The sequence below is a fragment of the Psychrobacter sp. CR212 genome (assembly GCF_059693765.1).
Window position 1 is genome coordinate 224,904 of sequence record NZ_JCATIF010000005.1, and the last position, 23,517, is coordinate 248,420.

Genomic DNA, 23,517 nt, shown 5'->3' on the forward strand with positions numbered 1-23,517 from the left:
ACAACGAGCCAGCTAGCGGATAATGCGCTAGTGCCAACTTTAGAAAGTTCGATTAGAGCGCAAAAAGGTCCAAAAAACCTCGTTTTTTGGACCTTTTTTTAAACGTTTAATAAAGAATAGTGAGGTTTGCAATATACATCAGACCTTGAGCCTTATTTGTTTCTTGAGGTGTTGATATATTGCTTCTGCCTCTTCTACTCAATTTTAGATAGGATAGTGGCGCTGTTCGGTCTGTACCGATACCCACTGATAGGTGGTGAACTCATCAAAGGTGATATGACGACCAAAACGCCCGATACCTGATGCTTTCTCACCGCCAAAGGCAATACGCGGCTCATCATTGACGCTTTGATCATTGATGTGCACCATTCCTGTTTTCCAGCCAGCGGCAAACTTTTGCGCGCGTGCGATATCGGCTGAGTGTACAGCGCCGCTGAGTCCCGCTTCCGTATCATTTGCCATTTTTAGTGCATCTTCATCACCCGTATGTGAGATCAGCGTCGCAACGGGGCCGAACATTTCGGTACACGCCGAGTAGCCGTCATTGGTGCTCTTTAGGACATACGGATAAACGAGCGCGCCGTCACGTTTGCCTTCGAGCAGTATCTCAGCGCCTTCTTCTACTGCACGTTTGACGGCCTTCTCCACACGGATGGCTTCTTTTTCATCAATCAACGGCCCAACCAGTACTTCAGGCTGTGATGGATCGCCGACATTGAGCGCTTTGGTGTATTTAACAAACTTTTCTGCGAAGTCATCAAAGATAGACTCGTGCACGATGATACGGTTGGCTGACATGCAGATCTGACCGCTGTGTAAGAAGCGACCAAAGACCGCCGAACACGCTGCATAGTCAACGTCAGCATCCTCGAGCACGACAAACGCATTGTTACCGCCCAACTCTAAGATACAACGCTTAATCGCGCCGCCTGCTTTTTCGCCGATACGTTGACCGACTTCGGTAGAGCCTGTAAACGAGATGACACGCGGAATCGGATGCGTGTAGAGCTCGTCACCGATCTCAGAAGTTTTTGGCACTACAACGGACAATACGCCTGCTGGCAATCCTGCTTCTTCAAATATTTTAGCCAATAAGACCCCACCTGTGATGGGCGTGTTTGAGGCAGGCTTGAGCAATACCGCATTGCCACTTGCCAGCGCGGTGACGACCGAGCGCATCGCCAAAAATAATGGGAAATTAAACGGCCCAATCACCGTCACCACGCCAACGGGTTTGCGAATAATGTGATTCATTTTGTCAGGGATGGCAGAGCGTGTGACCGTGGTTTCGAGCAAAAACGGATATTCTGCTGCCACTTTGATCGCGCCGACACAAGCATCAACTTCGATACTGGCTTTAATGACTGTAGAGCCCGCCTCACGTACCAACATATCAATCAGCTCGTCACGGCGATTGATGATGACCTGCGCAGCTTGCTCAATGATGTGACTCATTGCATAAGGATTGGTCGCGCTCCAGTCTTGCTGCGCTTTTTCGAGTTCGACATACGCCTTATTAAGATCATCCAAACTGGCGGCTTTAAAGGTCGCAATCGCTTCACCCGTGAAGGGGTTACTGGTCACGATGTCATGATTTGAGGTGCCATCGCGCCATTCGCCAGCGATGTAGTTAAGGTTAAGATCGTTATAGTTCGACATAAAAACTTCCTTATTCATAATGATAAAAACTGCCAGTTAATAATCAACGTAAGACGATGCCTACGCGTTGTCTCCGTCTGCTCTAAATCTGCTCTAAGTCTAGCAGCAGGGCTAGGTGAATGATATTTCCCACACGACCAATGTATATTGAGTCATGGGGTTGTTAGTAATCGATGGGTATGACTCATGGGTTTATGCAGGTTCAAAATAAGCCAAGTCAAAGGCCATCATAGACTGGCTTCCTGCTTGAGCCATCTCGATATGCGTGTGCATACGCGGCAAAATATGATCGATAAAGTAATTCGCCAGTCTGAGCTTATTGGCATAAAATGCGCCTTCCTTATGTTGGCTGGACGCCACAATCATGGCATACATATAAGCAAAGCACAGATAGCCCACCGCATGTAGATAATTGACCGCGCAACCATTTACATCATCGCGGCGCTCGTCCATGTTATTTAATAAAGTATGGGTCAAGCGCTCAATGCTATCGGCAGCGGTCAGTGTCGCTTGCTTGATGCCATGCGCTGCTGACATGTCTGCAATAAAGCCGCGTATCTCAGCTAAAAAATCAAACAGCATGGCGCCATTGTCTTTAGCCACTTTGCGCCCGAGTAAGTCCAGCCCCTGAATGCCGTTTGCCCCTTCATAAATCTGGGCAATGCGGGCGTCGCGTACGATCTGCTCCATGCCCCAGTCACACACATAACCATGACCACCAAAGACTTGCTGACAATCAACGGTTGCCTCAAAGCCTTTGTCACTTAAAAAGGCTTTGGTAATGGGCGTTAACAAGGCAACGCGCGCATTAGCGGTCTCGATCAGTTGCTGATCCTGACTGTATTTTGCAATGTCCAGCTGTTTGGCAACATACATCGCAAAGCAGCGTGATGCTTCGGCATGAGACTTGGCATTGAGGAGCATGCGGCGTATATCGGCGTGATGAATCAGGGCGTCTGCGGCTTTATCAGGGTTTTTGATGCCCGAGTCGCTGCGTGATTGCAAGCGATCGTTGGCATAGGCGACGGCATTTTGGTATGCCAACTCGGTGACGGCAATGCCTTGCATACCGATTGCCAGACGCTCATAGTTCATCACCAAAAACATAGAGGCCAGCCCTGTAAATTCCTCCCCGACCATCCAGCCTTTGGCCTGATCAAAATTGAGCACGCACGTCGCTGAGCCTTTGACACCCATTTTATGCTCGACAGAACCCACCGAAGCGGCATTACGCGCTCCGATGCAATCATTTCCTTGCGCATCTTTTTCAAGCAGATATTTGGGGACGATAAATAAAGAAATGCCTTTGGAGCCCGCTGGGGCATTGGGCGTTTTGGCCAATACCAAGTGGATGATGTTTTCTGTCAAATCATGATCGCCACCCGTCACAAAAATCTTACTGCCCGTGATGTCATAGCTACCGTCTTCATTGGGCACGGCTTTGGTTTTGATCAGCCCCAAATCAGTTCCTGCATGTGCTTCGGTCAAACACATCGTACCCGCCCATTCGCCCGTGTATATTTTTTCCAGATAGCGCTGTTTTTGTTCCTCCGAGGCGGATTTCAATAGACACAGCCCAGCACCCAGCGCCAGATTGGGATAAAGTGCAAATGCCTGATTGCTACTGAACATCATCTCCTCTTGAAACATCGACACCATTTTGGGGAATCCCTGCCCGCCATACTCTGGCGCTGCCCCAAGCCCAACCCAGCCGTCTGCTTTATACTGCTCATACGCTTCTTTAAACCCTGTCGGCGTACTGACCGCGCCATAACCCATTTCGTCATACGAAAAGCCAACCCCTTCTTCATCGCCGCGACGATTGAGCGGGAGTAGCGCCTTTTTGGTAAACGTTGAGAGCGCTTCGAGCACACTGTCTACGGTATCCATGTCAATATGGCTAAGGCTATCATTCGCCTGCCAAAATGAGGGCGCATCAAAGACATCCGTCAATAAAAAACGCATGTCCTGCAACGGTGCATTATAGATATGCATAAACTGTCCTTCTAACCAAACCTAAGATCGAACCATAAGCTAAAAAACGAGGTACAAAACTGCTCAAGCATTGCTAAACCTGACAGGCTTCACTGGCTGCTTTTACTTTTTCATAGATGGCATTGGCATCCGCGCCATTGGCATCAACAGAATCAAGATATTTTTGCGTGCCTTGTTTTAACGGGCCTGCCCACGCTGGATCATTGAGGGGGTCAGGAATATCAACAATGGTATTCCCCTCATCTTTGGAAGCTTGTAGCGCCTCCTTATCGTCTTCGGTCAGCATCGCGCCCACTTTTTGGGCAAATACCATGCCTGAGTTGTCATCGATGACTTTTTGTAGATCAGGCGGCAAGGCATCGTATTTTTCCTTATTCATATTCATGACAATGCTAGAAGAATACAGCGGAATGTTGGTGTGGTTTTTGACCAGCTCATTCACACGGAATATAGGCACGCCATCCCAAGGTAAACTCAACCCATCGATGACCCCGCGCTGCAAGGAAGTATAGATATCGGTCGCAGGCAGACCAACGGGCGCTGCGCCCATACTCTCGATCATATCACCCGCTACCGCAGAGGGTCTGCGGATGCGTAGGCCTTTCATATCGTCAGGTTTGCTGATCAATTTGGTACTGTGGAGCACGCCAGGGCCAAGGCCATATAGCGAGATGACATGAGAATCTTCATACTCGCCTGCAATAGTGTCATTGTCATACAGGGTCTGCATCAGGCAGCTCATCTGAGTCGCTGAGTTGGACAGCCCCGGCAGCTCAGCAATTTGCGATAAGGGGAAACGACCACTGGTATAACCTTGTAATTGGATACCAATATCTACTCTGCCGTTTACCACTGCTTCGTAGGTGTCAGATGGCTTGGTCAGCGTCGATCCAGGAAAGTTTTCAATTTTGATACGACCATTGGACTCTTCTTCGATTTTTTTGGCCCACGGTTCAAATATCTCCACATTCATGGCCGATGGTGCTGGCATAAAATGTGACATCCGCATCAGCACCACCTCATCAGCACCGCCCTCTTTTGCTTCTGAGCCGCTACTGCAAGCCGACAACGTCAGCGGCAACATCAGCGACAATGCCAACATCGAGATGCCTTGGCGTACGTTAAAGCGGTTTTTAATACTGGTAGATGTGGTGCTGATAGCTGCGCTGGTATTTTTGGCGCGCGTGTTGTCGCTAAACATAATCAAATCCTTTTGATTGGTAGGTTGAGGGCAATATTGTGTTTCGTTTTGGTCTGACGACCCAAAGCTGACTAATAACAGTCTCTGATATAGCGCCTTCATTGCTGTATATCGATTCATCATATTATAAACTTTCTTTATAACATTATCTCATGAATAAAAATAATTTTCGTTAAAACCCTTATATTAAGCCCATAATACGATTTAAAGCATAAATATGTCAAACTATTTTATAAAGTAGCTTGACAATAATTTAGATAAGTTGCTATCTTGTAACACGAGTTAACACAACCTAAACAGCACTGCTAAATGGGCCATTCGGCCTTGGGTTTTGCCCACTGGTTTTGTCCATTTATCTTGGCAGGGTTGTTAGCACTCAGCAGTACAGATGTTTTCCCTATCCTTTCTATTTTAAACACTGTGACGCTTTTAGACTGCGGCTAGCGCGTGCAATCTTGCCTGATGTCACACCGTATTGTCTGTACGTCAATGCTGTTTTTAGCATGGTTTAGAAAAAAAGGTTAGATAAAGCGCGGCTTGAGCACTCATGACGAGCGCGTGAAGTAAGCAAACAAAAGGAATTGGTTGGTGCCAGATGATAGGATCTGCACTATTTTTTATCGGCCAAAGTCGCTGGCTGCACGATACCGTGCCGCATAGCGCGCGTGAAGTTTAACACGCATGACGTTGGTCTTAAAATAAACACGGAGCGTAAAGTGTATGCGTAATCTAAAAATGGTGCTGTTTGCAGCATCCACATTGACCCTATGTACCCAAGTGCAAGCCATAGATGTCATCACCGATGGGGACACCACGTTGAGTATCGGTGGTTATATCAAAGCTGAAGGGATGTTTATCTCACCTGATGATAAAGATTCTAGTTTTGAAGGCAATATCCGAGAATCTCGTGTGAACCTTAAAGCTACTAAGCTCATTGATGACAAACCTTTGACAGGCTTTATTGAAAGCGATTTTTATGGTGACTTTACGGGCTATGACAGCGGCACGCCTCAATTAAGACTACGCCACGCTTACTTACAGTACGACAAATTCACTCTAGGTAAAACGTGGAGTGGTCAGTTTTTTGCAGTTGCCCCGCGGCTCACCGAACAGCTTGATTTTTATGGTACAGGGTTTGGTACTGTCGCGGGTAGCGGGCTGTATGTGCGTCCTGATTTGACGGTTCATTATGTGAATGACGGTCTGCGACTCACGGCGCAAGACCCTGTCTATGACGAAGCCAATCTACCTGACATGGTTGTCAGCTATAGCGACAATATCGCTGAGTTGGGCTACACTGCTGCGTTGACGGGTCGTGAAGCGGGTACGAGTATTGAGGATGATTCAGACTCAGAAATCGGTGTTGGTGCGTCACTAGCGGCTAAGTACACGATAGGCGATGGGTCGATCCACGGCAGTGTCTATACGGGTAAAGGCATGGGGGTCTACTCAGGCGTGTGTACCACAGGCGCGCTCACCCCAGTCAGTGTCAACTGTGATGCCGAGGACGGTAAGCTGGTCTCACAAACCGGCTTTAGCGTGGGTTATCGGCATCAATTTACCCCAAAATTGCGCGGCAACATGCGCTATGGTGAGGTCAATGTCGATAATGATGCCGACACGTCGATCGATATCACGAGCGCCAACCTGATTTATAGCTATTTACCTGATCTTGATGTCGGTATTGAGTGGCGAGATCGCAGCGAGACCACCCTACCATGGCGCTTAAAAGGTCAAGAAGTTGAGGTAATGGCCAAATACAAATTCTAAGCGGTCATTCTGCTAAACCATACAGTTATTAGCCCAAAATAAAACCGATACGCGCAAAACGTATCGGTTTTATTGTTGTTGATCATTCAGGACTTTATAAGCTCTGATGTCTCGCAACGCTCATAAAATCAGATGACTGTTTAGCGCGCGTCCCTAGTCTTGTTTTAAGTTGGTGATTAGGCGCTGCACGGTGGCTTTTAGCATCATGATATTTTCAGCTGGTAGACCTGCGAGCATTTTACTTTCAAACGCCATCGCTTTTACATTGCATCGCTCATAGACCGTTTGCCCAGCAGGCGTTAAGCCAATCAATAAAATACGTCCGTGATTGGGGTCGTGACTTTTATTGATCCAGCCCTTCTCCTCCATCGTTTTGATGATTTGGTTGGAGGCCTGCGGACTGATAAAAGAGCGCGACGCCAATTTGGCATTGGCCATTTCACCATGCAGGTGTAGGTTGGACAGCATGGTAAATTGTGGCAAGCTGACATCCAGCTCTGAGAGCAGCTCGCTGAGCTGCTGACTGATGAGCTTGTCGAGCTTACCAACACTATAGCTGACCGTTGATGCACTGCCAGTAGGCTTACCTGATTTTATATTGTTCAATGGCGTTATCCTTGCTGGACCTTGTTAACCTTTCTTTTGCCACATGTTAAGCTATTTGGCTAAAAACCTCAATTTATCCCTATGTTCACCGTAGAGCTTCTCGGTTTCTTGCACTCTGTTGTTACGCAGTTTGCGCTGATTTAGATTGCCTTTATCGGTTTTTTCGCCCTCAACCACATTGGGTGGGTTTTCCATAAGATAAATGCGGGAAATCTTTTTTGAGCTGGCGTGATACCCGTCATTGATGCGCGTCATAAAGTCACTAAACCATGCTTGCAGCTGCTCTTGTTCGAGTACTTGCTTGAGCGTGGCATCTTGCAGCCCCGTTAATTTGCGCGCGACTTTTTCTTTTACAAACACAAAGGCTCCGATCTCCCCTTTGCCCTCGCCCGTAAGCACCACGTCCTCAATCAGATCCATCCCTCGTAATACCATCCGATTACGCAGCTCACCAACATTGACAAACGTCCCTGTAGTGAGTTTAAAGTCTTCGGCAATGCGGCCATCGTAAACCAAGCCCTCTGAAAGATTGTCAGGGTTATACGGCAAGACGCCATCGCCTGTACAATAAAACCCGTCGTCATCAAAGCTCTCGGCCGTATTGCATTTGACAGAATCATTGTGTCGCCAATACCCTGGCATCACATGCGGGCCTTTGATACGCAACTCTGTTTTGTCTTTCATCGGTACCAGCTTGACCTCGACCCCTGCTGCTGGCACGCCCACAAAACTGGCGGTGTCATTAGAGGGGCCTGTGGTAAAGGTGCAAGACGGTGACGTCTCTGTCATCCCAAGACCTGACATGATGCGGATTCGCTCGCCGCAGTGCTGATAACTGATGTCGCCCAGCTGCTGCCACAGCTCTGCTGACAAACTTGCGCCACCAAAAAAGTACAGATCCACTTTTTTGAAAAAATTATCGCGCAGCTCGGCATCTTCTTCTAACGCATTGGCCAGCATCGCCCAGCCAACAGGGACGTTAAAATACTTACTGGGAGATATTTCTTTAAGATTGCGAATGGTCTCATCAAACTTACCAGCCACAGGACGACCGTCATCGATATAGAACGTCCCGCCATTGTATAGGGCAATGCCAAGGTTGTGACTGCCGCCAAACGTATGATGCCAGCTGAGCCAATCCACCAATACGATGGGATCCTCGGCGCTCAAGCACAGCCCTTGCTTGAGCATTTGCTGGTTGCTACACAGCATACGGTGGGTCGTGGGTACGACTTTCGGACTGCCTGTGGAGCCTGAGGTAAAGAGGAATTTGACGATGTTGTCTGCGGTCATATGCTCATGCACTTGCTCAACTGCGTCCGTCCCCTCCGTTGCCAGTAAATCATGCAAATTCAGACACGGCTCGCCATCAATAGTACCCGTTGAGGTGATGATCGGTTTGTCCATCTGACCACAAGCCTTGAGCTGACGTGAGAACCCTTTGCCATCGCCCGCATAAAACAGGGCTGGCGTGAGCTTATCAATCACGTATTGCAATTTATCAGGTTTCTTGGCGACCAAGGAATAGGCAGGCACAATCAAAGCGTAAGGGACATTGGCCAGCATGGCACCGCACATGAGTAAAAATACCTCAAGTGAATTCTCGGACAAGATCATCAAAGGACGCTCTTCTGAGAGGTCGTACTTGAGTAGTGCCTGCGCGATGCGGCGCGCTTTTTGTAGCACCTCACTGTAGGTCAATTTGATCCAGTCCCCACGCTCGCCTGTGGCTTCATCCAGCTCGCGCTGGGCAATCAGCACTCTATCGGGATATTTTTCGGCGTATTCATACAATTTATCAAATAAAAATTCAGGGTACTCATCCAGCGGTGTGGCCGAATGTATGTGGTACACATCACCTTCTGAGCCACTTTTTTGATGCACGACGACATCGTTGCTACCGACAGCAACGGCGCGTTCAGGGTAGCTGTGATAGGTAAATTGGGTCATGATCTACTCCATTCGTTTTAATTGGTGTCTTCCTTGTTGTTCAATATCACCGCCGCTTAAGTTGCGCCGCTTAAGTTACACAGATTGGGTTACGCTGCTTGGCAGACTGCAATGCCAACATAATCGTGGATTCGCTGAGTGAGGTGTATGACGACCGAAATATACCGATTGACGGGGTTTTTGGTGCGCCTCACGCGTGCAATGTTATTAAAGCGCTCAGTACAGAGATGCAGATCTGGTTATAGATGGCAAAATGCTTGCCTGTTTATGATTTTGGCGACATAGTGAGGAATGGTGAACATGATCATACATAGTGGCATTCCTTTGCCAAAGTCGTTCTATAACGGCTGAACTGACTTTATTTTTAAGCTTATCTTTTATTTTTAAATTTACTTTTTTAGGGCATGTCCCTAATACTGGTTGTTCTTACATGATGCAAAGAGCGCCAAAAATCCTTTTTATAAAAGAATTTTTGGCACAATGAACGATGATTATCTTTATATGCGTTTGTTCCTAGACAGCATATTCATAGACCAGCACAAATCCCTTAGCGCTTGTAGGTTTGTAGGCCAGGTTTGATGCTTTTTTCATCAAGGAACTGACGCATACCTTCAGCGCGGCCATTTTCTGGATCACGCATCGAGCACTGGTCAATCTTAGCGTAGAGATAATCTTCGTTTTGATCCCATGTCAGCTCACGGCAGCGCTTAAAGCCATTTTTGGCATAGCGCAGTACGACAGGGTTTTTCTCTAGCAGCACTTTTGCAATTTTTTCTACTTCCGCTTTAAGCTCACTAAGGGGAACACTTTTATTCACCAGCCCCATCTCTGCCGCTTTTTGACCTTTGAACGGCTCGCCCGTCATGATGTAATACAAGGATTCGCGGTGACCCACGGTGTCCGCCATGGCCTTGCTCACAAGATTACCCGGTGGAATGCCCCAGTTCACCTCTGACAGACCAAAGGTCGCCTCATCAGCACAGTAAGCCAAATCGCACGCCACCAGCGGCGAGAACGCACCGCCAAAACACCAACCATTGACCATAGCGATGGTCGGTTTGCTGTACATACGCAGCAGCTGCCATTGCCAGCGGCAAGCGTCTCGGCGCGTTCTTTCTTGCACAATCTCAGGCTGACCGTCGGTCTCGCGGAAATATTCTTTTAGATCCATCCCTGCCGTCCATGCCGTGCCTTCCCCGGTAAGCACCACCACCCCTGCATCTGGGTCTTGCTCTAGCGTCTCTAGGACATCTATCATTTCTCGGTTGAGCGTTGGGCTCATACAGTTGCGTTGGTCTGGACGATTAAACGTCACCCAAGCAATATTGTCGCTCACGTCTACTTTGACGGTGGTCCAGCGGTTTTCATAATCTGACATTGTGTGCTCCATGGTGTAGGTGTTACTTCCCTAGTGATATAGATAAGCTGTGTATAAAGAGTCAATATTAGCCCTTAGAATGCCTAGAAAGCGATTGCTAATGTGCTGTTGACCTTGCATCAATATTATCAATAAAGTTGATAACTTGTAAAGCTATTTTATTTAGAAAGGAAGCATCGAACACGCTATTTTTTGATAAAAACTCAGATAAGAAGGCAAAATATCTCATTTTATGATAAATAAAGACTTTATTAGCTATAAAATTGATATTTAGAGCCAATAAATGGTCTTAACAATCTAAGCTTAGCCACTTCAAAACACACCATTTAATAAACTTAATTGATAAAAAACGGTGTTTTTTAGTCGTAAATCCACCATGTCCATCGTAAAACCTGCACTCAATGCCCCATTAGCACAAGTCCCGCGCTTAAATACGCCTATCCATACTCACGCCAAAAAAAGCCATGCCGTCACTGAGACAACATGGCGATAGAACAAAACTCACATCACGGTAAACCTAATCGCTAAGACCTAGGGCATGTCATCCATTAGCCCATTCAGTCATTTAGTGGTCTTAAACTGGCTAAATCTTGCCAAACAGCGTCAAAAATTTTGTGAATATATCTATATTCTCTGCAATTTTTTCCTTGTTTGACTGCGATTTATCTCATTTTAAGCCCCGCTATCTAAATGATGACACGCCCTAATTCAACAGCACCAGCGATATGGCAGGGAACGCCACCAACAGCACCAATCGCACCAAATCCGACACAATAAACGGGGCCACGCCTCGGAACATATCAGACAGCTTAATATGCGGTGCCATCGCCTTAATCACAAAGATATTCATACCCATCGGCGGGGTAATCAGACCCAGCTCTACAGTCAGTACCGCTACGATACCAAACCAAACCGGATCAAATCCTAATGCCAAAATGATGGGATACACCACAGGGATGGTAATGACCAGCATTGCCAAGGCATCCATAAACAGTCCCAGCAAGAAATACATCACTAAGATAGAGATTAAGATAACCATGGGGCTTACATCCAAGCTGCCAATCCAAGCCGCCAACGTGTTGGACATCTGCGAGACAGAAATAAAGTATCCGAGCGCCTCAGCACCCAGCAGCATAAAGAACACCACCGCTGACAGCGCCAAGGTCTCCGTCAATGACTGCTTTAGCCCCTCCAGACGCATGCCTTTGACAACGGCATAAGCCCAAGAGACAAACGCACCAACTGCTGCACCTTCTGTTGGGGTAAACAGGCCAAAGAAGATACCCGCAATGATCACAATAAAGATAAAGGTAAAAGGAATCAGGCCTGTAAGTGATAACAGCTTGGCCTTCCATGAGGTTTTCTCACCGCGTTGTGCTAAGTGCGGTTTCCAGCGCACCATGATCATCACGGTGATGGAGTACATCAGCATCCCGAGCATCCCTGGTAAGAACCCTGCGATAAACATATCGCCAACTGACTGCTGAGTTAAGATGGCATAGACCAGTAAGGCGATACTAGGCGGGATCATGATACCGAGCGTACCACCGGCGGCTAAAATACCGCAGGCAAAGCCGGGCTGATAACCATACTTCTCCATTTGCGGTAAGGCGACTTTAGTCATGGTAGAGGCAGTGGCGAGGGAGGATCCTGAGATAGAGGCAAAGATACCCGATGAGCCAATACCGGCAATACCCAGACTGCCCCTGACCCCACCAAAGATGGTACGGGTGGCCTCAAACAGTTTGCCTGCCATGCCTGAGTGGGTGGCAAAGACCCCCATCAAGATAAATAAGGGAATGGCACTAAAGTCATATTTGGCTAAGACATCAACAGGGATGTCTTTGAGCATTTGCAGTGCACCACTTGGCGCGGTGACCGCACCAAAACCCACCAAGCCTACACCCAGCATGGCAAGGGCAACGGGAACACGGATAACGACGAGCAAAATCATGACCACGAGGCCAATGGCTCCGATAATTTCTGGACTCATGCGCCTGTCTCCTCGGCGTCAAAGAATTCGCCTGTTTTAAAGATGTTGATGGATTCGATTAGTGAGCGTATGGCGAGCAAAATACTTAAAAAAGCACTGATTAAGTAGATGGGCGTCATGGAGATACGCAAATCTTGGGTGACTTTGCCAAACTCCATGGCATCAATGGCGCTTTCATACAGTCCCCACGCAAAGACGATGCCGATACCAAAGAAGCCCAGCATAAAGACACCCATCATGTAGCCTTTGATGGATTTGGGCATTTTTTGGGTAAAGACGTCGACGATGATTTGCGAGCGCTCAACATAGGCGGCGAAGGCGGCAAGTAAGGCAAAGAGCATAAGGTAAGAGACGATCTCAACGGAGCCTTTGACAGTAAAGCCAAACTCACCGCCAGTGAGCTTGAACACATACCGTGCGACGACATCGGTCATCGTGGTGAGGACGATGATGATGAGGCTAACACCGCCAATAAATTGACACAGCCGTGAGATGATACTGCTGGTTTTGATTAGGTAAGGCATACGTCAACTCCTTTAGATCGTATCTAGCAGGCCGCCGTGGCAGCCTTGTTGTGAGCGCCGAACGTTGTGACCTTTTGCAGTCACACTAAGGCGGGCGGCGCGACCCTGACAGAATCTGGGTATTGCCATCCTAGAGCGCATTGGCGTCCTAGCGCGCGTTGGCGTCGCTGCCTCTGGCTTGGCTTTTGTATTCATTATCATCATGAAATCCTTTCTTGATGGGTATGTCGTTATCAAATCGATGGCATGATTAGGTGTTATCAGTCAGCTGAGCGCCTGTCATGTCTTGCAGCTGCTCAAACGTTAAGCCATCAACGATTTCTCGTACGATTAGGCCGTTATCCGTCACATCGATCACAGCCAAGTCGGTATAAATACGATTGACGCATTTTTCACCAGTGATGGGCAGTTGTAGTTTTTTGACGATTTTAGGGTCGCCGTTTTTGCTGACATGGCTCATCATCACGTACACTTCTTTGGCACCAACCGCCAAATCCATGGCACCACCAACGGCAGGAATGTCTTTTGGTCGACCCAAAAACCAGTTGGCGATATCGCCGTTTTCAGCCACTTCAAAAGCGCCGAGCACACAAAGGTCGATATGGCCGCCACGTATCATGGCAAACGAGTCGCCATGATGAAAATAACTGCCACCGTCGAGTAGCGTGATGTATTGCTTGCCAGCATTGATCAGATCGCCATCTTGCTCATCTTCACTCGGCTCTGGGCCCATGCCCAATACGCCGTTTTCGCTATGCAAAAAAATGTCTTTTTCTTTGGGTAAAAAATCAGCCACTCGGGTGGGCTGGCCAATACCTAGATTGACGTACATGCCCTCTTCAATGTCTTTTGCGACACGCTGCGCCATCTCATCGGTTGACCATGGGGTATAAGTAGTCATTATGCTTTTTCTCCAATACAAACGATTTCGTGGACGAAGATACCAGGGGTGACGATATGCTCGGGATCTAAAGCGCCCAGCTCAACCACTTCGCTGACCTGTGCGATAGTATGCTTGGAGGCAGCCGCCATAATCGGGCCAAAGTTGCGCGCGGCTTTGTTATAAATCAAATTGCCCCAGCGGTCGCCCTTATGCGCTTTTATCAAGGCAAAATCCCCCTTGATTGGGTACTCCAGCACATAGTCCACCCCGTCAATAGTACGCGTCTCTTTACCTTCAGCGAGCAGCGTGCCATAAGCCGTTGGGGTATAAATGGCACCAAAACCGCTGCCGCCTGCTTGAATGCGTGCGGCGAGCGTCCCTTGTGGCACCACTTCAAGCTCGATTTTCCCTGCGCGGTAAAGATCATCAAAGATGTACGAATCGTGCTGACGCGGAAAAGAGCAAATAATCTTACGCACGCAGCCTGCTTTTAATAGCGCGGCAAGACCAGTATCGCCGTTACCGGCATTGTTATTGACGATGGTCAAATCTTTTGCATTACGCTCAATGAGCGCATCAATCAGTTCTGCAGGCTGTCCTGCCAAACCAAACCCGCCAATCAAGATGGTGGCACCGTCTTGGATATTGCTGATGGCATCGCGCGCCTGTCCTGTGACTTTATTTAGCATTGCGTTATCCTATAAAAAAGTATTAAACCATGGACCTTTTGCGGCCTATTCCAATTTTTCAAACGGTAACCCAACGTAGTTTTCCGCGATGGTCGCTTTACCCGCTTCTGAATGAATAAAGTAGTCAAACTCAGCTTGCTGGACGCGAAAATCAAAACGACCCGCGCTTTCAAAACGGTGCAAGAACATGGTCATCCACCACGAAAAGCGCACCGCTTTCCACACCCGTGCCAAGCAAATCTCTTGATAACGAGGGATCAAATCCGTGCGCTGTTCTTCATAGATTTTGACAAATAAGCGAAAGGCGGTTCCGACGTCACTGGCTGCAAGGTTAAGACCTTTAGCGCCTGTGGGCGGAACAATGTGCGCGGCATCACCGAGCAAAAACAGCTTGCCATATTGCATGGTTTCGCAGACATAAGAGCGTAGCGGCGCAATGCTCATCTCAAGCGCAGGTCCTGTGACAAGGCGCTCGGCCAGCTCAGGCGGAATACGGCGTTTCAGCTCATCCCAGAACTTTTCTTCCGTCCAGTTGTCGATGGTATCGGTATCTGGCACCTGTAGATAATAGCGGCTGCGCGTCTCTGAACGCATAGAGCACAGGGCAAAGCCGCGCTCATGCGCACAATAAATTAGCTCATCCTGTACGGGCGGGGTGTCACTCATCAGGCCAAGCCAGCCAAAAGGATAGACTTTTTCGTACTCAACCAGCTTGTCTTGGGGAATGGATTTGCGCGATACGCCGTGAAAGCCATCACAGCCTGCGATATAGTCACAGTCAATACGGTAGGAGGTATCGTTATGATGATAAGTGACATAGGGCTGATCTGAGTCGATGTTATGCAGCTTGACGTTATCGGCTTCATATACGGTGACGCCACCTGTTTTTTCGCGATCGGCCATCAAGTCGCGGGTCACTTCGGTTTGCCCATAGACAATGACGTGCTTGCCGCCACTGTATTTTTCCAAGTCCAAATGATGATGCTCACCTTGGAAGCTAAAGTCCGTTCCCGTATGGATGAGGCCCTCTTTGTCCATACGCTCGCCTGCGCCCGCTTCTCGGATAAGCTCTGCTGTGCCTTGCTCCAAAACGCCAGCACGAATACGGCTGAGTACGTACTCTCCAGATTTTCTCTCTAAGATAATATTGTCAATGCCTGCTTTCTTGAGCAGTTGACCCAGTAGCAAGCCTGAAGGGCCTGCACCAATAATGGCGACTTGGGTTTTGGTGGTGGTTTGCGCACCTCGGTTTGCTTGAGCATTCGTCATGAAATCCCTCTCATTGTGCCAACACGTTATTTGATTGTGATAAAGCCGTTACTGCTTAAAAATCGAAAAATACCGTCTCACCCTCACCTTGCAGGTGAATGTCAAAGCGATAACGCGGCTTACCCTCGCTCTCTTCTTTGACAGCGATTAGGGTTTGACGGCGCACTTCGGACGGAATACCGCTTAATATGGGGCAGTTGTCGTTGGCCGCTTGCTCATCATCAAAGTACGCACGGGTTTGCAAATGAATGTTGATACCGCGCGCAAAGATGGCGATATTGACATGCGGTGCCATCGGCTTGCCATTAAAATCCACGCAGCCTGGCTTAATGGTATGAAAATGAAAATCACCATCCACCGCACACGCGCTACGACCAAAACCGCTAAAGGGTTGTTTGTTGTCAAAATTGGCAATGTAGTTGCCGTGGCTGTCGGCTTGCCAAATCTCGATGAGCGCATCGCGTACCCACTCGCCATTGCCATCGTAGACATGACCGACCAATTCGATATGCTCACCTTCAGCATCTTCTTTGGCCAAGTCTTGCCAAATCTCATCTGAGCGCGACTCAAAACCCGCAATCTCTAACGCCAAGCCGATATGCACAAATGGACCCGCTGTTTGAGAGGCGGTCTCACGCAATAAACCCAGATCATTTTGTAGTTTGTATTGGCTATACATGTCTTACTCCTCAAAATAGGTTTGTAATGCACCGCGAACGACAATGTCAAAACGATAAGCCAAGCAGTCCAAAGGCTTACTCATGCTCATGTCTAGGCGACCAATCATGGTTTCGACCGCGTCTGGGTCTTTTAACACATCGACAATCGGACATAGCAGAATCAGCGGATCCCCTTCAAAGTACATTTGAGTGATAAGGCGTGTTGAGATAGAAGGGCCCATCACGGAGACGTGAATATGTGCTGGACGCCATGAGTTGATGTCGTTTGGCCAAGGATAAGGGCCTGGGCGCACAGTACGAAAGCGATAACGGCCATCAGAATCGGTGATGCAGCGACCGACGCCGCCAAAGTTGGGATCAAGGGGTGCCAGATAGCCATCTTTTTTGTGACGGTATTTGCCGCCCGCATTGGCTTGCCACATCTCAATCAATGTATTGGGTACAGGCTTACCAAACTGATCAATGACGCGGCCATGCATGATGATGCGTTCGCCAACGGGCAGACCTGCGATCGCCCCTTCGGTACGAAAGTTCATCAGCAAATCATTGTCATATGCACCAATCTCAAGCCCATCAAAAATAGGTCCGCTGCGCTCAGAAGGGCTGGCTTGTTGAATACTGACCAACGTCTGACGCGGTGAGCGGCTTACTGAGGTTTTATAATTTGGGGTGTACTGGTCTGGCTGCCATGCCCGATCACGAGCAAGAAACTGCGGATACTGTTGACTCATTGGAAGGTTCTCCATACTGATAATGCGAATGTGAGGAATATCATGGGCGTGATAAGGGGACGGCTATAACAGCGCCTGGCCCCAGCCGTTGTCTTTGGCTAAAGCAAACGCGTGATTGGACGCTGGAACACCCGCGTAAATCGCCACATGCATCAAGACTTGACGCAGCTGATCTTCAGAAATGCCCAAGCGTTTGGCGGTACGCAGATGCAGGCCAAGCTCGCCATCACGCCCCAGCGCCGCCAATATACCCGTGGTAATCATGCTGCGCTGTTGCACGGTGAGACTAGGGTCGCCCCACAACTCACCCCAAGCGTTACGGGTAATAAATTGCTGAAATGGGCTATCTAACGTCGTGGCATTTTTGGAGGCGCGATCGACATGAGCCGTACCTAAAATGCGCTTACGCTGCGCTAAGCCTTGCCCATAGCGGATACCTGTCTCGCCCACAGTGGCACGTCCCGTATCCGTTTGAATGTGCGCTACCAAACGATCTGGCGCTTCTACCGATGGCACATGCCCCACACCTGCAAAAACACTCAAGCTGGCATCAGAAAACGCGGACGCTAAGCCCTCTAGCGCGGTAATCGGGGTCGAGACATCCTCTGCGCCTGCAATGAGTGACACATGGCTGGGATAATCTGCAAGTGTCCCACGGTTATCCACTTGCGCCAATACCTCACACAGCATAGCGTAGCTTTCGTCATCCGTGCGTGACAATTGTACTTGCCAGCCTTGTAACACTTCAGGGCTTTGCTCGATATAAGCGGGTGCAAACCAGCGCGGCACGATGGTCTCTGCCATTTTGGCCAGACCCAGCTGACGCACATTGCTGGCGCGCTCCGCCCATGCTTCGGCAGTTCCGATGACCGCACCTGTATTGGTGAGCCACACTTGCGCCAAGCGCTGCGGTGCAATCTGGCATAGACTTTGGCCTACAACACCGCCGATTGAAGTGCCGATAAAGCCAAAGATTTCAATTTGCAGGTGGTCCGCTAGCGCCACCACATCATCCGCCAATTGCTCGGCGGTCAATGCCTGTGCCGCCGCGCCACTACTGCCGTGACCCGGTAAATCCCAGCGGACGCAGCGGTAATGTCCATGCAGTGCATCACAGACGCTATCCCACACATCACGGCTCATGCCAAGGGGATGCGCCATAAACAGCGCGGGCAAGTACGTCTCGCCACTGTCTTGATACGCCACGAGATGCGCGTTTGTTGCCAAAAATGCCATTATGCTTCTCCTACTCGTGAAACGACCAAGGCAATACCCTGCCCCACACCGATGCACATGGTGCATAGCGCGCGGTCTTTTTTCGTATGCTGTAATTCATGAACTGCAGAGATCAAAATACGCGCGCCAGACGCGCCCAGTGGGTGACCCAGTGCAATCGAACCCCCTCTTGGATTGATACGCGCATCGTCGTCATCCAGCCCCAACTGACGTGAACAAGCCAGCACCTGCGCAGCAAAGGCTTCATTTAATTCAATAATATCGATGTCATCTAGGCTGAGGTTTAAGCGATCCAATAGCTTTTGCGTGGCAGGAACTGGGCCAATACCCATGATCGTGGGCAGCACCCCTGCTGTGGCCATACCTTCGATTTTGGCAATAGGGGTCAAGCCGTATTTTTTAACGGCGGCCTCGCTGGCGATCAGCATGGCTGCCGCACCGTCATTGATACCAGAGGCATTGCCAGCGGTAACGGTGCCGTCTTTGTAGATAGGACGCAGCTTTTCTAGCGCTTCTATGGTGGAGTCTGGGCGTGGGTGTTCATCGGTATCGACGATAAGCGCGTCTTTTTTTCGTCTTTCGATGGTGACAGGCGTGATTTCAGCCGCGAGGCGTCCATCGTTTTGTGCTTGCGCGGTTTTTTGTTGTGACCACAGGGCAAAGACGTCTTGGTCTTCGCGCGAGATGTTGTATTTTTCTGCAAGGTTTTCTGCGGTGCGCGGCATGGCTTCGGTACCATACATCTCATCAAGCTTTTTGTTGATAAAACGCCAACCCATGGTGGTGTCTTGTAGGGTTTGGCTACGATCGTATGCTTTTTCGGGCTTACCCATCACAAATGGGGCACGCGTCATGGATTCAACGCCACCTGCCAGTACCAGCTCCATCTCACCACTGGCTATCGCGCGATACGCGGTACCGATGGCATCTAGACCTGAACCGCACAAGCGATTGATGGTATTGGCAGGGACGGTCTCTGGTAGACCTGATAGGAGCACACTCATGCGCGCCACGTTACGGTTGTCTTCGCCGCTTTGATTGGCACAGCCCATAAATACATCGTCAATGGCACTGTGGTCAAACTTTGGCGCATCCGCCAATACCGCCTTGATCACTTGTGCCAACAAATCATCAGGACGAATATCAGCCAACGCGCCGCCATAGCGACCGACTGCTGAACGTTTTGGGTGACAAATATACACTGCGGCCATGCTGCTCTCTCCCTAGAGACGATATGAGTACGTTGTATCCTTACAAAGTCATGCTGATCACGCTTAATATGTTCTTTATAAGAATTATTGTTCGTATAATGAATTAAACTACACCCTTTCTTTTTGGTTGTCAATCTGGTTATTTGACATCGGCCCAAATTTGCTTCCCGATCCAGCATTGTATTTATCAGTAGAAGTACCGACACTCGATTGATGGTATGCCCAAAAACAAAAAAGACCCGAGTGGGTCTTTGTGTGCTTGTATACAGGTAAGATGAACAGCCGCTACTCATCATTAGCATCACTGCCATCACCGCTAATCACCCGTATGGTGTCAGGATCTTTTAGGTCAGCGTTGAAGATGTGTGCGTAGCGCAAGGTGGCATTGGCATGCTCTCTCATGATGTTCTCAGCCCTTGCTCCCTGCCCATGACTGATCGCATCAAAAACCGCATGATGCTGCATATGGGCAAAATTAAACCGACGATACTCGCCTGTCAAGTTATCCCGATCAATGGCTAATGAGTTCACGGAGGCAAAAGGCAGGTGCTCACTGCGCGTCTTGGCTATCTCGATGGCAGGGTTGTGACTAGCTTCAATGATTAACGCATGAAAGCGCTGGTTGATTTCATGATAGATTTCAAGATCTGCTTCGGTCACATACCCTTTGGCAAATAAGGCATCTCCTTTCACCAAACATGTCACCATGCTTTGACGATGTTCTACTGTCAGTCCCCTTTCGGCGGCTTGACGCGCGGCCAACCCCTCTAACACCCCTCTGACTTCTACCGCACCATTGATCTCTTCAGGCGTGACTTCGCGTACACGATAGCCGCGATTTTTGATTTTGATCAATAGCCCTTCTTGCGCAAGCGCACCAAACGCGATACGTATCGGTGTACGAGACACGCCCAGACGTTCAGCTGTCGGTATTTCAGCAATGCGCTCTCCAGCTGCCAATTCACCAGAGAGAATCATTTGCCGTAATGCGCTGATCACACGTTGTCCCGCTTCACTCATTAACATTCCACCCTTTATCAAAATATTTAAAAACTCAGTCATCGACCGCTACCGTGCAGTGGCAATACAGCCGCATTTTATCAGTTTAACGCCTTCTGAACAGACACAGTGGATCCCGTTTGTTTTTTGCTGCTGGTTGGTCATTGGTCAATTTTCAGCGTTTATTTTTTTATTGGCGACTTTTTTATTCATCGTGCCGACCCAAAAACCCTAACGATTACAGGCACTACCAGTAAACCAATGCGCCGCTTTGAGTTTCAATATACCACAGTGATACATGGACAAAAAAACAGTTTATTACCATAAATTGGATCCAATTTATCCAAATTTTAGTAGACAAACGTCATTTTTATGGTAGATTGGATCCAATTAAACGGAATTTTACACGTAAAAGGAGCTTGTCATGTTTCCAAAAAACTGCTGGTACGTTGCCTGTACCCCAGATGAGTATCAAGAAAAACCACTCGGCCGCACCATATGCGGCGAAAACATCGTCTTTTATCAAAGCGACACAGGCGTCGCTGCTGTCGAAGATTTTTGCCCACATCGGGGCGCGCCTTTATCACTCGGTTACGTAGAAGATGGCCTACTCGTATGCGGCTATCATGGCTTAAAGATGGGTAGCGATGGCAAAACCGCCGCCATGCCAGGCCAGCGCGTACGCGGCTTTCCGTGTAACCGCAGCTATCCTGTGGTCGAGCGCCATGGTTTTGTGTGGGTCTGGACGGGTGATAGTGATCTTGCCGACGAATCAGAAATTCCAGAATTAGAATGGGCCAACAATCCTGAATGGGCCTATGGCGGCGGTCTGTTCCACATCAATTGCGATTATCGCCTGATGATTGACAATCTGATGGATCTCACCCATGAGACGTATGTCCATGCCAGCAGTATCGGGCAAGAAGAAATTGATGAAGCTCCTGTCCATACCACCTCTGAAGGCGACATGGTCGTTACCAGCCGCTTTATGGAAAATATCTTTGCGCCGCCTTTTTGGCAAGCAGCCCTGCGCGCCAATCAGTTGGATGACGATGTGCCAGTCGACAGATGGCAAATATGTAAATTCACCCCACCCAGTCACGTGATGATTGAAGTTGGGGTTGCCCATGCTGGCAAAGGCGGCTATGAAGCGGCGCCCGAGCACAAGGCTGGCAGCATCGTTGTCGATTTTATTACCCCTGAGACAGAGACCTCGATCTGGTATTTCTGGGGCATGGCGCGTAACTTCAAACCTGAAGACGATGCGCTGACAGAGCAAATTCGTCAAGGTCAGCATCAGATCTTTAGTGAAGATTTGGAGATGCTGGAGCGTCAGCAGCTAAACCTATTAACACATCCTGATCGCAAACTATTGAAATTGAACATTGATACGGGTGGCGTCAAGTCACGGCGCGTTTTAGAGGTGCTTATTAAAGAAGAGAACCCTTTGATAGAGAGCGTCACTCTATAGAGGCTGATCTATAAAGGCGGAGGGTCATACCCTGATTCAATGACTATTTAATAAATAACGGGCTAATAGATGACACGCCTTAGAGGCGCTGACAGGCTAGTTGGCCCGTGAAGGATACCTATCATGATGGAAGTTTTGGTAAAATCAAAAGACGTGATCGCTGATGATATCTGTCTGTTTGAGATGGCAAGAGCCAATGATGACGCGCTGCCCCCGTTTAGTGCAGGCGCTCATGTGGATGTCAAAATGCCCAATGGCATCACGCGCCAATACTCACTGTGCAATCATCCCAGCGAAAACCATCGCTATCAAATAGCGGTACTCAAAGACCCCGCCTCACGTGGCGGGTCGGTCGCGATGCATCAGCAAATCAATATTGGCGATCGCATAGAGATCAGCGAACCCAAAAACCTGTTTCCGCTGGCGCATGATGCCAAGCGCACTCTACTTTTTGCAGGGGGTATCGGCATCACGCCCATCCTTTGTATGGCGGAGCGACTGGCGCATACTGGCGCAGATTTTGAGCTGCATTACTGCACGCGTAGCCCCGCTAAGACCGCCTTTATGCAGCGTATTCAAGCCTCGGCATTCGCTGATCGGGTACATTTTCATTTTGATGATGGGGATGCCGCGCAAAAGCTGAATGCCGCAAGCATCCTTGCCGCGCCGCAACCTGACACGCATCTATATGTGTGTGGCCCTAATGGCTTTATGGAACACGTGCTTGAGACCGCACAAACGCAAGGCTGGCCAGCCGCACAATTACACCGCGAGTATTTTTCCGCTGCACCAGTCAGTCATGCCGATGATGACAGCTTTGATGTGCAGATCAGTAGTACAGGGCAAATTATTCATGTCCCTGCGGACAAAACGGTCATTGAAGCCTTAGAAGCGTTCGATATTGAAATTCCGTTCTCTTGCGAATCGGGCATGTGCGGCACATGTTTGACGCGGGTGCTGGACGGCGTGCCAGATCATAAAGACGTCTTTCTCACCGAAGAAGAACAAGCAAAGAATGACCAATTTACCCCGTGTTGTTCACGGGCAAAAAGCGCGCAGCTGGTACTCGATATTTAATTAAAAACACAGGATTAAAAAAATATAGGGTTTTAAAGATACAAAGCCAGTTTATTACTTAAAAATATATTTTACTTTTCAATAGACCTCTTGCAAAAGTAGCAAAGGGAATTAAAATAAGAAGACACTCATAACTTTTTAGGAACCATGCCAAACATAGATAAGCTACTCAAACAAAGTGACGCTGGTTTTAAA

Annotated in this window: 20 protein-coding genes; 3 read left to right on the forward strand and 17 right to left on the reverse strand. The window is 48.7% G+C overall.

Translation table 11 applies throughout. The features are described from left to right. Nucleotides 1-204: 204 nt before the first annotated feature. The 3 genes from AC58CZ_RS10855 to AC58CZ_RS10865 all read right to left on the reverse strand — a co-directional run bounded on the left by AC58CZ_RS10855 (nt 205) and on the right by AC58CZ_RS10865 (nt 4,756). Nucleotides 205-1,659: an aldehyde dehydrogenase family protein gene (locus AC58CZ_RS10855; protein WP_494224738.1), complete on the reverse strand. Its 1,455-nt coding sequence runs from the start codon at nt 1,657-1,659 to the stop codon at nt 205-207. A 192-nt stretch (nt 1,660-1,851) separates the two neighbouring features. Further along, a complete protein-coding gene (locus AC58CZ_RS10860) occupies nt 1,852-3,654 on the reverse strand; it encodes an acyl-CoA dehydrogenase C-terminal domain-containing protein (RefSeq protein ID WP_497413151.1) in 1,803 nt (600 codons plus the stop codon). A gap of 73 nt (nt 3,655-3,727) precedes the next feature. Then, nucleotides 3,728-4,756, reverse strand: a complete 1,029-nt coding sequence (locus AC58CZ_RS10865) for a TRAP transporter substrate-binding protein DctP (RefSeq protein ID WP_494224762.1) — start codon at nt 4,754-4,756, stop codon at nt 3,728-3,730. Nucleotides 4,757-5,575: 819 nt separating this feature from the next. Here AC58CZ_RS10865 and AC58CZ_RS10870 point away from each other — a divergent pair. Beyond that, entirely contained in the window at nt 5,576-6,625 is a 1,050-nt protein-coding gene (locus AC58CZ_RS10870; protein WP_494224740.1) for a hypothetical protein, read from the forward strand. Between the two features lie 153 nt (nt 6,626-6,778). Here the strand turns inward: AC58CZ_RS10870 and AC58CZ_RS10875 are convergent, their stop codons facing one another. The 14 genes from AC58CZ_RS10875 to AC58CZ_RS10940 all read right to left on the reverse strand — a co-directional run bounded on the left by AC58CZ_RS10875 (nt 6,779) and on the right by AC58CZ_RS10940 (nt 20,795). Next, the gene (locus AC58CZ_RS10875) at nt 6,779-7,231 is read right to left on the reverse strand and encodes a MarR family transcriptional regulator (protein ID WP_494224741.1); all 453 of its coding nucleotides are present in this window, start codon (nt 7,229-7,231) and stop codon (nt 6,779-6,781) included. Nucleotides 7,232-7,282: 51 nt separating this feature from the next. Beyond that, entirely contained in the window at nt 7,283-9,181 is a 1,899-nt protein-coding gene (locus AC58CZ_RS10880; RefSeq protein ID WP_494224742.1) for an AMP-binding protein, read from the reverse strand. 547 nt (nt 9,182-9,728) lie between these two features. Next, the gene (locus AC58CZ_RS10885) at nt 9,729-10,559 is read right to left on the reverse strand and encodes a p-hydroxycinnamoyl CoA hydratase/lyase (RefSeq protein WP_494224743.1); all 831 of its coding nucleotides are present in this window, start codon (nt 10,557-10,559) and stop codon (nt 9,729-9,731) included. Between the two features lie 703 nt (nt 10,560-11,262). After that, nucleotides 11,263-12,552, reverse strand: a complete 1,290-nt coding sequence (locus AC58CZ_RS10890; RefSeq protein ID WP_494224744.1) for a TRAP transporter large permease subunit — start codon at nt 12,550-12,552, stop codon at nt 11,263-11,265. Further along, on the reverse strand, nt 12,549-13,076 hold the full coding sequence (locus AC58CZ_RS10895; RefSeq protein WP_494224745.1) for a TRAP transporter small permease subunit: 528 nt from the start codon (nt 13,074-13,076) through the stop codon (nt 12,549-12,551). The genes AC58CZ_RS10890 and AC58CZ_RS10895 overlap by 4 nt, the downstream gene beginning before the upstream one ends. Before the next feature lie 12 nt (nt 13,077-13,088). Then, nucleotides 13,089-13,277: a hypothetical protein gene (locus AC58CZ_RS10900; RefSeq protein ID WP_494224746.1), complete on the reverse strand. Its 189-nt coding sequence runs from the start codon at nt 13,275-13,277 to the stop codon at nt 13,089-13,091. A 49-nt stretch (nt 13,278-13,326) separates the two neighbouring features. After that, the gene (locus AC58CZ_RS10905) at nt 13,327-13,977 is read right to left on the reverse strand and encodes a 3-oxoacid CoA-transferase subunit B (RefSeq protein ID WP_494224747.1); all 651 of its coding nucleotides are present in this window, start codon (nt 13,975-13,977) and stop codon (nt 13,327-13,329) included. Continuing rightward, nucleotides 13,977-14,648 carry a 3-oxoacid CoA-transferase subunit A gene (locus tag AC58CZ_RS10910; protein WP_494224748.1) on the reverse strand — a complete coding sequence of 224 codons (672 nt, stop codon included), beginning with the start codon at nt 14,646-14,648 and terminating at the stop codon, nt 13,977-13,979. The genes AC58CZ_RS10905 and AC58CZ_RS10910 overlap by 1 nt, the downstream gene beginning before the upstream one ends. 45 nt (nt 14,649-14,693) lie before the next feature. Continuing rightward, on the reverse strand, nt 14,694-15,917 hold the full coding sequence (gene pobA, locus AC58CZ_RS10915) for a 4-hydroxybenzoate 3-monooxygenase (protein WP_494224749.1): 1,224 nt from the start codon (nt 15,915-15,917) through the stop codon (nt 14,694-14,696). Between the two features lie 55 nt (nt 15,918-15,972). After that, nucleotides 15,973-16,596: a protocatechuate 3,4-dioxygenase subunit alpha gene (gene pcaG, locus AC58CZ_RS10920; protein WP_494224750.1), complete on the reverse strand. Its 624-nt coding sequence runs from the start codon at nt 16,594-16,596 to the stop codon at nt 15,973-15,975. Between the two features lie 3 nt (nt 16,597-16,599). Then, the gene (pcaH, locus tag AC58CZ_RS10925) at nt 16,600-17,328 is read right to left on the reverse strand and encodes a protocatechuate 3,4-dioxygenase subunit beta (RefSeq protein ID WP_494224751.1); all 729 of its coding nucleotides are present in this window, start codon (nt 17,326-17,328) and stop codon (nt 16,600-16,602) included. 63 nt (nt 17,329-17,391) lie between these two features. Next, nucleotides 17,392-18,564 (reverse strand): bifunctional 3-oxoadipate enol-lactonase/4-carboxymuconolactone decarboxylase PcaDC, encoded by a 1,173-nt coding sequence (pcaDC, locus tag AC58CZ_RS10930; RefSeq protein ID WP_494224752.1) that lies wholly within the window; start codon nt 18,562-18,564, stop codon nt 17,392-17,394. After that, complete coding sequence (pcaF, locus tag AC58CZ_RS10935) at nt 18,564-19,775, reverse strand: 3-oxoadipyl-CoA thiolase (RefSeq protein WP_494224753.1); 1,212 nt, start codon at nt 19,773-19,775, stop codon at nt 18,564-18,566. Before pcaF ends, pcaDC begins: the two co-directional genes overlap by 1 nt. A 285-nt stretch (nt 19,776-20,060) precedes the next feature. Beyond that, nucleotides 20,061-20,795 carry an FCD domain-containing protein gene (locus tag AC58CZ_RS10940; protein WP_494224754.1) on the reverse strand — a complete coding sequence of 245 codons (735 nt, stop codon included), beginning with the start codon at nt 20,793-20,795 and terminating at the stop codon, nt 20,061-20,063. Between the two features lie 403 nt (nt 20,796-21,198). On the opposite strand from AC58CZ_RS10940, the gene AC58CZ_RS10945 reads away from it, so the two are divergent. Continuing rightward, nucleotides 21,199-22,245, forward strand: a complete 1,047-nt coding sequence (locus AC58CZ_RS10945; protein ID WP_494224755.1) for a Rieske 2Fe-2S domain-containing protein — start codon at nt 21,199-21,201, stop codon at nt 22,243-22,245. A 123-nt stretch (nt 22,246-22,368) separates the two neighbouring features. Continuing rightward, entirely contained in the window at nt 22,369-23,322 is a 954-nt protein-coding gene (locus AC58CZ_RS10950) for a 2Fe-2S iron-sulfur cluster-binding protein (RefSeq protein WP_494224756.1), read from the forward strand. Nucleotides 23,323-23,517 lie beyond the last annotated feature (195 nt).

Excerpts from the sequence above, each read along its gene's own strand:
- pcaH (WP_494224751.1), bottom strand. The coding sequence starts at position 17,328 with ATGAGTCAACAGTATCCGCAGTTTCTTGCTCGTGATCGGGCATGGCAG.
- AC58CZ_RS10860 (WP_497413151.1), bottom strand. The coding sequence starts at position 3,654 with ATGCATATCTATAATGCACCGTTGCAGGACATGCGTTTTTTATTGACG.
- AC58CZ_RS10910 (WP_494224748.1), bottom strand. The coding sequence starts at position 14,648 with ATGCTAAATAAAGTCACAGGACAGGCGCGCGATGCCATCAGCAATATC.
- pobA (WP_494224749.1), bottom strand. The coding sequence starts at position 15,917 with ATGACGAATGCTCAAGCAAACCGAGGTGCGCAAACCACCACCAAAACC.
- AC58CZ_RS10950 (WP_494224756.1), top strand. The coding sequence starts at position 22,369 with ATGATGGAAGTTTTGGTAAAATCAAAAGACGTGATCGCTGATGATATC.
- pcaDC (WP_494224752.1), bottom strand. The coding sequence starts at position 18,564 with ATGGCATTTTTGGCAACAAACGCGCATCTCGTGGCGTATCAAGACAGT.
- AC58CZ_RS10895 (WP_494224745.1), bottom strand. The coding sequence starts at position 13,076 with ATGCCTTACCTAATCAAAACCAGCAGTATCATCTCACGGCTGTGTCAA.
- AC58CZ_RS10905 (WP_494224747.1), bottom strand. The coding sequence starts at position 13,977 with ATGACTACTTATACCCCATGGTCAACCGATGAGATGGCGCAGCGTGTC.
- AC58CZ_RS10855 (WP_494224738.1), bottom strand. The coding sequence starts at position 1,659 with ATGTCGAACTATAACGATCTTAACCTTAACTACATCGCTGGCGAATGG.
- pcaG (WP_494224750.1), bottom strand. The coding sequence starts at position 16,596 with ATGTATAGCCAATACAAACTACAAAATGATCTGGGTTTATTGCGTGAG.
- AC58CZ_RS10945 (WP_494224755.1), top strand. The coding sequence starts at position 21,199 with ATGTTTCCAAAAAACTGCTGGTACGTTGCCTGTACCCCAGATGAGTAT.
- AC58CZ_RS10890 (WP_494224744.1), bottom strand. The coding sequence starts at position 12,552 with ATGAGTCCAGAAATTATCGGAGCCATTGGCCTCGTGGTCATGATTTTG.
- AC58CZ_RS10865 (WP_494224762.1), bottom strand. The coding sequence starts at position 4,756 with ATGTTGGCATTGTCGCTGATGTTGCCGCTGACGTTGTCGGCTTGCAGT.
- AC58CZ_RS10880 (WP_494224742.1), bottom strand. The coding sequence starts at position 9,181 with ATGACCCAATTTACCTATCACAGCTACCCTGAACGCGCCGTTGCTGTC.
- pcaF (WP_494224753.1), bottom strand. The coding sequence starts at position 19,775 with ATGGCCGCAGTGTATATTTGTCACCCAAAACGTTCAGCAGTCGGTCGC.
- AC58CZ_RS10900 (WP_494224746.1), bottom strand. The coding sequence starts at position 13,277 with ATGATAATGAATACAAAAGCCAAGCCAGAGGCAGCGACGCCAACGCGC.
- AC58CZ_RS10885 (WP_494224743.1), bottom strand. The coding sequence starts at position 10,559 with ATGTCAGATTATGAAAACCGCTGGACCACCGTCAAAGTAGACGTGAGC.
- AC58CZ_RS10940 (WP_494224754.1), bottom strand. The coding sequence starts at position 20,795 with ATGAGTGAAGCGGGACAACGTGTGATCAGCGCATTACGGCAAATGATT.
- AC58CZ_RS10870 (WP_494224740.1), top strand. The coding sequence starts at position 5,576 with ATGCGTAATCTAAAAATGGTGCTGTTTGCAGCATCCACATTGACCCTA.